This is a genomic window from Psychrobacter sp. TB55-MNA-CIBAN-0194 (assembly GCF_040309505.1).
Classification (GTDB): Bacteria; Pseudomonadota; Gammaproteobacteria; order Pseudomonadales; family Moraxellaceae; genus Psychrobacter; species Psychrobacter fozii.
In genome coordinates, this window is sequence record NZ_JBEOOW010000442.1 from 1 (window position 1) to 261 (window position 261).

Below are 261 nucleotides of genomic sequence, written 5' to 3' on the forward strand. Positions count from 1 at the left end.
GTGCGTAACCGCGTCAACGAGCTGGGTGTGGCCGAGCCGATCGTGCAGCGCCAGGGTGCCAACCGCATCGTGGTCGAGCTGCCGGGTGTACAGGACACCGCTGAAGCCAAGCGTATCCTCGGCAAGACCGCCAACCTGGAGTTCCGTCTCGCGGCAGACCCAGGCGCTACGCGTGCCACTTCCGAAGAGTTCGAATTCCGTGAAGGCAACCGTCCTCCTGCGTTGATCGAGCGTGGTTTGATCATCACCGGTGACCAGGTG

Annotated in this window: 1 pseudogene; it reads left to right on the forward strand. The window is 63.2% G+C overall.

Annotated features, from left to right (window positions below):
- Positions 1 to 261, forward strand: a pseudogene (secD, locus tag AAEY75_RS15810) (protein translocase subunit SecD); the annotation flags it as partial.